Origin of the sequence: Bacillus sp. FH (assembly GCF_052216825.1) — a bacterium.
Lineage (GTDB): Bacteria > Bacillota > Bacilli > Bacillales > Bacillaceae_G > Bacillus_A > Bacillus_A paranthracis.
The window spans coordinates 5001-13215 of sequence record NZ_JBQOUU010000004.1 but is presented as its reverse complement, the minus strand read 5'-3'; the positions used below and the strand labels follow the sequence as shown (position 1 = coordinate 13215).

The 8215-nt window shown below is 35.3% G+C and carries 7 protein-coding genes and 2 rRNA genes (1 of these 9 running past the window's edge); 3 read left to right on the top strand and 6 right to left on the bottom strand.

Features of this window, described 5'->3' with window-relative positions; all coding sequences use genetic code 11:
* Both ACTT1L_RS14150 and rrf read left to right on the top strand, forming a co-directional pair.
* Positions 1-660, top strand: a 23S ribosomal RNA gene (locus ACTT1L_RS14150); the annotation flags it as partial.
* A gap of 49 nt (positions 661-709) precedes the next feature.
* A 5S ribosomal RNA gene (rrf, locus tag ACTT1L_RS14145) occupies positions 710-825 on the top strand.
* Positions 826-839: 14 nt separating this feature from the next.
* Here rrf and ACTT1L_RS14140 read toward each other — a convergent pair.
* The 4 genes from ACTT1L_RS14140 to ACTT1L_RS14125 all read right to left on the bottom strand — a co-directional run bounded on the left by ACTT1L_RS14140 (position 840) and on the right by ACTT1L_RS14125 (position 4751).
* Positions 840-1916: a glycosyltransferase WbsX family protein gene (locus tag ACTT1L_RS14140; RefSeq protein ID WP_074533327.1), complete on the bottom strand. Its 1077-nt coding sequence runs from the start codon at positions 1914-1916 to the stop codon at positions 840-842.
* A gap of 215 nt (positions 1917-2131) precedes the next feature.
* A complete protein-coding gene (locus ACTT1L_RS14135) occupies positions 2132-3004 on the bottom strand; it encodes a class I SAM-dependent methyltransferase (protein WP_061130312.1) in 873 nt (290 codons plus the stop codon).
* Between the two features lie 26 nt (positions 3005-3030).
* A complete protein-coding gene (locus tag ACTT1L_RS14130; protein ID WP_000398929.1) occupies positions 3031-3753 on the bottom strand; it encodes a class I SAM-dependent methyltransferase in 723 nt (240 codons plus the stop codon).
* A 203-nt stretch (positions 3754-3956) separates the two neighbouring features.
* Positions 3957-4751 carry a sulfotransferase family 2 domain-containing protein gene (locus tag ACTT1L_RS14125; RefSeq protein ID WP_000800261.1) on the bottom strand — a complete coding sequence of 265 codons (795 nt, stop codon included), beginning with the start codon at positions 4749-4751 and terminating at the stop codon, positions 3957-3959.
* 271 nt (positions 4752-5022) lie between these two features.
* On the opposite strand from ACTT1L_RS14125, the gene ACTT1L_RS14120 reads away from it, so the two are divergent.
* Positions 5023-5967: an NAD-dependent epimerase/dehydratase family protein gene (locus ACTT1L_RS14120; protein ID WP_001230823.1), complete on the top strand. Its 945-nt coding sequence runs from the start codon at positions 5023-5025 to the stop codon at positions 5965-5967.
* Positions 5968-6007: 40 nt separating this feature from the next.
* Here ACTT1L_RS14120 and ACTT1L_RS14115 read toward each other — a convergent pair whose 3' ends face one another.
* Both ACTT1L_RS14115 and ACTT1L_RS14110 read right to left on the bottom strand, forming a co-directional pair.
* Entirely contained in the window at positions 6008-6784 is a 777-nt protein-coding gene (locus ACTT1L_RS14115) for a class I SAM-dependent methyltransferase (RefSeq protein ID WP_074533328.1), read from the bottom strand.
* A 66-nt stretch (positions 6785-6850) separates the two neighbouring features.
* On the bottom strand, positions 6851-8215 hold the 3' portion of the coding sequence (locus ACTT1L_RS14110; protein ID WP_061130311.1) for a glycosyltransferase. 567 nt of this gene lie beyond the right edge of the window; only the last 1365 of its 1932 coding nucleotides appear in the window; the start codon falls outside the window, past its right edge; the stop codon is at positions 6851-6853.

Genomic DNA, 8215 nt, shown 5'->3' with positions numbered 1-8215 from the left:
CAGTTTGACTGGGGCGGTCGCCTCCTAAAGTGTAACGGAGGCGCCCAAAGGTTCCCTCAGAATGGTTGGAAATCATTCGTAGAGTGCAAAGGCATAAGGGAGCTTGACTGCGAGACCTACAAGTCGAGCAGGGACGAAAGTCGGGCTTAGTGATCCGGTGGTTCCGCATGGAAGGGCCATCGCTCAACGGATAAAAGCTACCCCGGGGATAACAGGCTTATCTCCCCCAAGAGTCCACATCGACGGGGAGGTTTGGCACCTCGATGTCGGCTCATCGCATCCTGGGGCTGTAGTCGGTCCCAAGGGTTGGGCTGTTCGCCCATTAAAGCGGTACGCGAGCTGGGTTCAGAACGTCGTGAGACAGTTCGGTCCCTATCCGTCGTGGGCGTAGGAAATTTGAGAGGAGCTGTCCTTAGTACGAGAGGACCGGGATGGACGCACCGCTGGTGTACCAGTTGTTCTGCCAAGGGCATAGCTGGGTAGCTATGTGCGGAAGGGATAAGTGCTGAAAGCATCTAAGCATGAAGCCCCCCTCAAGATGAGATTTCCCATAGCGTAAGCTAGTAAGATCCCTGAAAGATGATCAGGTTGATAGGTTCGAGGTGGAAGCATGGTGACATGTGGAGCTGACGAATACTAATAGATCGAGGACTTAACCATATAATATGTAGCAATGTTATCTAGTTTTGAAGGAATATGCCTTCAATAGTTTGGTGATGATGGCAGAGAGGTCACACCCGTTCCCATACCGAACACGGAAGTTAAGCTCTCTAGCGCCGATGGTAGTTGGGACCTTGTCCCTGTGAGAGTAGGACGTCGCCAAGCAAGCTTAAGACGAGTCAGAATGACTCGTCTTTTTTGTATGCTTTCATGCCTCTGTTAATTGCTTGTTTAACTCCTTCTAAATAGGCAAAGCCATGCCTTTTATCTGGTTCTAAGTAAGTACCTTCTGCCCATTCATTCCACGCATTAATAAATAAAAACTCGCTGTTGTAAAGAGAATAGGTGCGCTGGATTTGCTTACTTAAATATATCGTGAACTTCTCAGGAGTAGAGCCTACGAAAATGCTGCTATTTAAATCTTTGCGGCGTGCTGTGTTATCCCAGTCAACAAAGGCACCGGGAAATGTTTTTTTCTCTGAAGGAGATCGCTTTAATATATACATCCACACTTTATCATAATCCCAAGCGTTTATTTGTTTACTAGATTCATATATTATCTTATTTATGTCGGAAGAACTATCGTGAGCAATTGTATAAAAAGGTTCGAATTGAATGCTAGCATCAAATCCATTTATATTAGGAAGTGGAAAGCTGTTTAATGTTTCTGCGAAGTATATACCTTTCAAACCATTTTCTTGTGCGAGTGTATTCCAGTAGTTAAGCATTTGCTCACAATTAGGTATATGTCCAGGACGATAAATAATGAATAGTGGTTTATTATCTATACGGATATACCTCTCATCTTGGAAAGCTTGTAATAAATAATCAAAGTGTTCTTTCCAATCCGATAACCCTCCGTAATTTTGAGGCATTAATATGTGACTATCAAGACCATCCCAAGTTTTTGTCCATGGTTCATTTGCCCAAGATAGGCAAAATGGAAAATCTGGTTCGCCCATCTGAAGTACCTCATTAAATGGTCTCTCCAATAGCCTCTTCCCTTTAAACCAGTAATGGTAATAACAAAAACCATATATGCCGTGTGCTTTGGCAATTTCTGCTTGCCATTTTCTTACGGATGGGGTGGTTAAGTCGTAATAAAAATCTTGATAAGGTTCTCTAGGTTGATAATGTCCTGAAAATAAAGGTCGTGCACTTTTAGTATTTGTCCATTCAGTAAAACCTTTTCCCCACCATCGGTCATTTTCTTTTATTTGATGAAACTGTGGTAAGTAAAAAGCAATTATTTTCAAGATATATCCCCCTTATGTGCTTCGTAGTTCAAGTGGTGGGAAGTTATTTTTGATTTTTCGAATCTAGTTAAAGCATGAGAACCGTTATTTACTTACTCTGTTTATGCCTCATAATGAATTTTTTTGTACAGTTTGCTTGATATGGAAATCTTTAATGATTTAATATATACGGCTGAAATATAAAATGATCTTCATTATACAATGAGCGAAAAGAGTTAATCTTTTTGGAGAACAAATAGGGCTTGGGGTAATCGGTTTACATCATCGAAAAAGTCCCGCAGCTTTAAATACTTCTCATAGTGGTTTTTAATATAAGTTCTAGGTATAATGGTTTCCCCGTAGAAGCTACTATTTCTAACGTCTCCAGCTCCCGTAGGGCTGTGGACGAAATTGCCGCTTTCATAATCCGAGATGGCACGATTTATATCTGGAAAAGCTTGAGATAAAGTTTTATGCCATCCTGTCTGAATTAATTCAGGGTGTTCCTTAAATTGTTGACAAAAATCGAGAAAATAGCGCGCTTGTGTCGTGGCGATGAAGATTCCACCTGGACGAAGAATTCTTGAAAATTCCTTTATCCAATGTTCTGCAGTTTCTTCGGATAAATGTGAGAATACAGAATAAGCGAATATGATGTCCAATGAATTGTCACTAATAAATTCTACAGGAGGTTGTGGATTGGCGGTTTTATATATTCCTCTTCCTAACGTTTCATTGCAAATATTAATCATTGCTGGATCTACATCAATCCCAAGTAAATTTTCATCGCGAACATCTTTGAAAAAAAAGCGTATAATTCTTCCCCAGCCACAACCAAAGTCTAAAATTTTCCGTTCTTTATTCAAGGGAACGCCTAAATTATGGGCATATGTTTTTACAAGTCTATAAAACAAATATGCTTCATAAAGAGCATGTTCATAGGAAGCACCTACAAACTGTTGTTGAATTTCTTCAGGGGGGAACATAGGTACTGGGATACCATTTATCTTTGTTTGTGAGCAACTTTGTATAAATAGATGAAGAAGTTCAACATCAGAAAGCGGGCTAACAAGGTTATCAAAATCACTTCCTAACTTAAAGTCATCCATTTGTTAACCTCCAAATTATATGGTGCCTAAAAATCATTTTCTTGTTTTCTACTAATAAAAACATGTAAAAATTCAGCATCTAAGCCTAGTGATTTATCCTTTTGTAAATAAACTAGGGTATACATATTTGCATGTGTATAAATATATTCAATCATATCTTGGCCCCAATCAAATGTTACTAAAGACCCATTCTCATCAATAGGATTTCCGTGATAAATTGGCTCTTCAATATACTCAATTCCACCCTCATTGATTCTTGCCCTTTGCAAAGTTTTGGGAAGTGTGTGGTACCAAGGGACAGTAAACACATGAGCACCGCCAGGCTTTAATACACGCTCTATTTCTTTAAAGGCTTTGTTTGGTTCCATTACATGTTCAAAGACATCTTGAGTAATGAACAAATCAAAAGATTCATTTTGAAAAGTCATGTTTTCTAAGTTCTCGCATCTAATCCCTTGAAAGTATTGGCCGAGAGGATAGTTTTTAAAGTATTGAGAGTATGTATAGTTTTTGCAGTTTTTTATTAGTAGTTGAGTTGTAATCCCCCCAGGTGAGGATTCGTGAATATGATAGGAACCCCATTTCGGAAAAAATGTATTTAAAACATGAATTAAAGCTCGCTGCCTTGGTATAGAGTGGCATGTAGAACATAAGTAGTGATCTCTAAGCCAATCGTTATGCTCTATAAATGTAGTTTCCTTCTCACAAATAACACAATATCCGTTATTATGTTTCAAATTACCTTCCACATGACATCACTCCTGTGTAAAAAATGTATATGGCACATGCGTCAATAATTAGTGAATTCAAAGAGGGTAGGTGAAATTTAGGGAATCTATAACAGTAAAATTGGTAGAAGGGAATAATTAGCAGGGGAGAACCCCTCTCTAATTAAAGTTTCAATTTATGCTATGCGATACATTCGCTTTTATTCATTGAAGAGTGTATCAATTTAAAATATCCCTTTTGTGTACGGATACATTTCAAAGTCTTGTGCATATATTTCTGTAACTAATGCCATTGTTTCTTCATCATAAAAACTTTTATATGTCGGAAAGCGAGGGAAGGCGGCATCTGTAATGCTGAGCTCTGCATAGCTTCCTGTATACATCATTTTATGAGAGCGATGATGATCTGAATTTGTAAGTAGCGCTAAATTAGATTTAACTAAATCGTACGTATGTTCTATTTTGGTGATTTGTGTATTAAAATCTTCTAAAGGAATATAGTGTTGGATGAAATTTTCTTCACCCGGAACGTATTGCTGACTAAAATGTATGTCCATTGCTACGGAATTGGGACCTAATGCTCGAACGTAATATAAAAATTGTTTAAATGATATTCCTCGGTTACTATATTTGTCATTATATAAATACTGGCGGATACTTTCCCATTGAGGAATTGCATATGGATTGTCAGCAAGTAATAAAAATGAGCTGACGGCCCTTGTATAGGGATTTCGTACAAGTTTACAAACAGCTTTTTCTGCTGTTAGAAGCCCATTTTGTAACTCTGGTATGTAGTTGGTGTTGTTTTTATATACCCAGAATTCATAGTAATGAATAAAGTCATGGTATTTCTTTGCTTCATTAAACAATCCGATTTGAAAAAAGAACCAATTAGCTAAAGTAGTGCATCCGCTTCTATGGCTCCAGAATAGTATAAGGGGAAAGTCTTTATGGAAATGTGGGATTCGATCTTTATGTAGAATTACATGATTTAAAAGCTCTTGATTTACATTCTTCATACATGTAGTGCTCCTTTTTGAAAGTTTTATTTATGGAGAAGGAGAAAGCTTTTACTAATCCAATATATTCATAGGAATGAGTAAATATTATGAATGTTTTTTCGGACGGCTTAAATAAGGTAGTGATTCTAAAGGGAAAATATAAAATAAAGATAATGAAAATTTATAAGGGGCATACAATTATAAGAGACTCAATAATAGAATTGACTAAGTTTATTTATTTGTATTTCTAGGTGAGATAAGCAAAAATCTTATTACTAGAGAGGATATTATGCGGAAGAATAATTATTTAATAGTAGGTGGAAATAGTTTCATTGGTATTAACCTCGCATTAGGTTTATTGAAAAAAGGCCAAAATGTAAAAGTATTTTCCAGACATATAAATAATTTTCCTCAAAATATTATAAGTGAGGTTGAATTTATTAAAGGTGATTTAGCAAATGTTGAAGATATATATAAAGCCTTAGTGAATGTGGATATTATTATTTATTTAGCTGCAACGTCTAATGTAACAACTTCAATTGAAGATGTTTTCGGAGATATAAACAGTAGCCTTTTTTTTCTTAATTTCATGGAAAGTGCTAAAAATTTCCCCATTAAAAAAATCGTATTAGCATCTTCTGGAGGCACAGTTTATGGTGAACCGGAATATCTGCCTATTGATGAGGAACATCCATTAAAACCACTTTCTCCTTATGGAATAACAAAGGTGTCGCTTGAAAATTATTTGTACTTTTATAAGAAAAAATATGGAATGGACTATGTTGTATGTAGATATTCTAATCCGTATGGAAAATATCAAAACCCGTTAAAGAAAGTTGGAGCAATAAATTGTTTTTTGTATCAGCATCTCAGTAATGAAAAGATTAATATATATGGGAATCCACAAGAAATTATTCGAGATTATATTTATATCGATGATTTAGTGGAAGTTACTATACAACTATCGCAATTAAATCACTTGAAATTTTGTGTGTATAATATAGGCAGCGGAAAGGGTCTCTCTTTAAAACGAATTATAGTAGAATTGGAGAAATTAACGGAAAGAAAAGTGGACTTTATCTGCTATAAACAAAAGCAAGAAAACGTTCAAAAAATCATTTTAAATATAGATAGAGTAAGACGAGAATGTAATTGGGAACCGAAAGTGGATTTCAAAAGTGGAATTAGATTAAATAAGCTATGGATTGAAGAGTTCTTATATAGTAAAAAATAATAAGCCATGCCCTACTTCTGTATAAGTAGAGCGTGGTTTATTATTTTATTTCTTTTTTTATTACCCAAAGATCTTGATGTTCCCACCAAAAACCTTCAGTGTATTTTTTGATAATAGGATTATAAGGTAATAATTTAATTTTGTCACATACGTAAGAGGGGCTAACGATCGTTTGCCCATATTGATGAACATCTAAATCGAGTTGTTCGCTAGAGGGAAGAAACCAATAACCCCGTTCATTTAAAGCGGGAAAGCCGAAGTACTTTTTACTTTGATATCCATGAGTTGTGAAAATGAATAAGCCGCCAGGGGAAACAGCGTTATACAATGTCTGAAGCCAACGAAACCAAGTTGTATCAGGCATATGAGAAAAAAAGGATAGACAAAAAACGATATCATACGTAGACGAGGCTAATTTTACTTGTTCTGGTTCAGGGTGAGATAATAGAGATGAAGTATGTAATGTGTTTTTAATAAAAGTAATAGCCTCTTCGTGTATATCGCAAGTAGTTATACTTAAGTTCATTTGCTGATTTAATAAATGACGTGTTACGCAGCCATATCCGGATGCGAATTCTAATAATTGAATTGGAGTGTCTACAGGAGGATAAAAGGAAGTAATTAAATCTAAGAGTGTTTCTGCTGATTTTTTTCCATCTTTAAAATAATAATCTATTGCTTCTTTTTTAGATGGAAAGACTGGATTTGTGACAAGGAATTGAAAGATATGATCCTCTGGGTGGATATTTGCACTTACATTGTATTTTTGTGCAATTTGAGAAATCAAATGTTTATTTGCCGCTATAAATTCTTTCAAAGAGTAACACCCCTTAAATAATAGTAATGTCTTAAAAGAGCTACTGATGATAAAGAAAATATATAATTAAACCTTCAAATATGTTTCAAGGTACTTTCTATATGCATACATTTTCTTTTTTGAAATGTCGTCGATAGTAAAGGTGTCTTTAATGAAATTCTGCATTTGTACAACTTCACTGTAATGGGAATATGAATCTTCTGTTCTTGTTACGCTATTTGTATGTCGTCTATGATAGTTTAGAGGTTTTGGATTAAAATAAATGTTCCCCTCTTTAAGGAGAGAAACATAGAAAAACCAATCACCAGCTATTTTAAACTTTTGCAATTGTTTTGCTATTGTTTTTATATCTATGTTTTTAAAAACTACACTTGAGACATTAGGTATGGTGTTTTTGATAAATAACGTATCTTGTATTTCATCTATCCCTTTTCGGATATAAGAACTCTGCCATTTTTCCTTATCGATATCATTTGTGTAATTCAAATAATGATTGGCCAAGATATTTCCTTGTTCATCTATTTGTTTTGATTGTGTGTAGCTTAAGGCAACATCACTATCTATATGAAACCCTTGTATTACTTCTTCTAAAAATGTCTGATCACATAAGTCATCGGCCTCAGCAATCCAAATATAATCACCGGTTGCTGCAGAGACACCTTTTATCCATTGTTTAAATACAGAACCAGAATTTTTATCATTAATAATCTGCTGAACTTTCAGGTGGTGTTTATTTTCATTTGAGAGCAGCTTTTCAAATATAGATGCGCTATTGTCAGTAGAGGCATCGTCTAGGAAAATTAGTTCGTAAAGGGGATAGGTTTGATTTAATATTGATTTAACTCGTTCCGGTAAGTATTTTTCGTAATTATAGTTCGGTACAATAACGCTTATTTTTTTATAATTATGCTCAAGCAAGTTTAATAATTGATAAACGTAATCAAGAAAGTTGAAATCTCTTTCAATAAGTTCTTGGCCAAAGGTCCCTTTTTGTAATCGTAAATCTTCATTCCCGATAAGTTCATATATTCTTTCCAGCATCATAGGTAAGTTTAAATAGTCTACTAATGCGCCGGTTTGTTCCGTAACAACATCTTCAAAACCTCCAGCGTTTTTGAACCCTATAACAGGGACTTTTGTATCTAATGCTTCTAAAACTACGTTTGGAAAAGGATCTTCTCTTGAAGTTAATAAATATAAATCAGCACCGGCGTTATATAAACCGATATCTGGAGTTGGATCCACTAATGTGAAATGTGCTGTATATCTTGGGGAGATTGTATTAAAAAAATGAACATCTGTTTTCCCAACCCAGATAAAATGAATATTCGTATGCATCTTTCTTACTGAGTAAGCAATAAGTGAGAATAAATCTATTCCTTTTCGATGATCAGCGAAACCTACCCCCAAGATGATTTTGCTATCGAGAGG

Bases quoted from the DNA above. Each gene is read 5' to 3' on its own strand.
- ACTT1L_RS14135 (WP_061130312.1), bottom strand. From the start codon at position 3,004: ATGGATGACTTTAAGTTAGGAAGTGATTTTGATAACCTTGTTAGCCCG.
- ACTT1L_RS14125 (WP_000800261.1), bottom strand. From the start codon at position 4,751: ATGAAGAATGTAAATCAAGAGCTTTTAAATCATGTAATTCTACATAAA.
- ACTT1L_RS14120 (WP_001230823.1), top strand. From the start codon at position 5,023: ATGCGGAAGAATAATTATTTAATAGTAGGTGGAAATAGTTTCATTGGT.